Source organism: Arthrobacter sp. Y3223164 (genome assembly GCF_059091005.1).
Genome location: NZ_JBNHGF010000497.1, coordinates 1 through 1,725 on the forward strand (window position 1 = coordinate 1; position 1,725 = coordinate 1,725).

Annotated in this window: 1 protein-coding gene; it reads left to right on the plus strand. The window is 70.0% G+C overall.

Features of this window, described 5'->3' with window-relative positions:
• Positions 1-1,662, plus strand: a 1,662-nt coding sequence (locus AC5RUJ_RS15780) for a phosphoenolpyruvate carboxylase (RefSeq protein WP_494156188.1), incomplete at its 5' end; no start/stop codon positions are given.
• Positions 1,663-1,725 lie beyond the last annotated feature (63 nt).

A 1,725-nucleotide genomic window follows, 5' to 3' on the forward strand; every position in this document is an offset into this window, starting at 1 on the left:
GTGACCGCGGCCCCGGGTGCTGCGGCGGGCCGAGTGGCCGGTTCGGGCGGGACGGCTGCTGTTCCGGCGGATGTGGCGACAGCTGGGAGTGGCGCGGCTGTTCCGGGGGATGTGGCGACAGCTGGGGGTGGCGCGGCTGTTTCGGCGGGTGTGGTGACAGCCGTCGGCGGCATCGATGCTGCGGCCGACGCTGCTGTGCCGTCCGGCTACCTCGAGCTGGCCCGCGGACCGCGGCAGCAGCTGCTTTCCTCGCTGCTGCTCGAGCCCGGACCGCTGGCATCGCCGTCGTTGTTGAAAAAGAAGCGCGCACGCACCCTGGAGGTGTTCGGCGCGATCGCCGAGGCACTGCGCCAGTATGGTCCGGACGCGGTGGAGACGTACATCGTGTCCCGGGCACGCGGCGCCGACGACGTGCTCGCCGCCGCGGTGTTGGCGCGCGAGGCGGGACTGCTGGCGCTGGACGGCTCCGAGCCTAAGGCGCTGATCGGCTTCGCGCCGCTGCTGGAAAGCGTGGAGGCGCTGCGCAGCGGCGGGAAGATCTTGGACGACCTGCTCTCGGATCCGCAGTACCGCCGGATCGTGCGGCTGCGCGGCGACCTGCAGGAGGTCATGTTCGGCTACTCGGACTCCAACATGGAAGCCGGCGTGGCCACCAGCCAGTGGGAAATCCACAAGGCCCAGCTGGTGCTGCGCGACGTGGCCGCCCGGCACGGGGTGCGGCTGCGCTTCTTCCATGGCCGCGGCGGGTCGGTCGGCCGCGGCGGCGGGCCCACCTACGACGCGATCCTTGCCCAACCGAACGGCGCGCTCGCCGGCGAGATCAAGTTCACCGAGCAAGGCGAAGTCATTTCCGACAAGTACACCCTGCCGGAGCTGGCCCGGGAAAACCTGGAGTTGGCGCTTGCGGCGGTGCTGCAGGCGTCCGCGCTGCACCAGGAGCCGCGGACCTCGGAAGCCGAACGCGGCCGCTACCACGCGGCCATGGAAGCGATTTCCGGCGCGGCCTATGAGCGCTACCGGCTGCTGGTGGAGCACCCGGACCTGCCGGAGTATTTCCGGACGTCGACGCCGGTGGAGCAGCTGAGCGAGGTGAAGTTCGGTTCGCGTCCGGCCGACCACCCCGAGGCGGGCCCGGCCGCCGGCCAGGGGCTGGGCAAGCTGCGGGCCATCACCTGGGTGTTCGGCTGGACCCAGTCGCGGCAGATCGTTCCCGGCTGGTACGGCGTCGGCAGCGGATTGCGGGCCGCCCGGGCCGCCGGACTGCAGCCGCAGCTGCGCGAGATGATCAGCAACTGGCACTACTTCCAGTCCTTCATCTCGAACGTGGAGATGACGCTGGCCAAGACCGACCTGGAGATCGCGGCGCATTACGTCTCGACGCTGGTGCCCGAGCAGTTGCGGCACCTGTTCGACGACATCCGCGCCGAGTTCGAGCTGACCGTGGCCGAGATCCGGAAGCTGACCGGCGAGAACGAACTGCTCGATAACCAGCCGGTGCTCCAGCGCTCGCTGCACATCCGAGACCAGTACTTGGACCCAATTTCGTACATGCAGGTGGAATTGCTGCGCCGCATCCGGACGTCGGAGCCGGACGAGGCACTGCAGCGGGCCATGCTGATCACCGTGAACGGCATCGCCGCGGGATTGCGGAATACCGGCTAGCGCGGGAGTGCGGCGTCGGGCGAGCGACCGGACTCCGCGGCGCGCCGCAGCGGGCTGGCCACG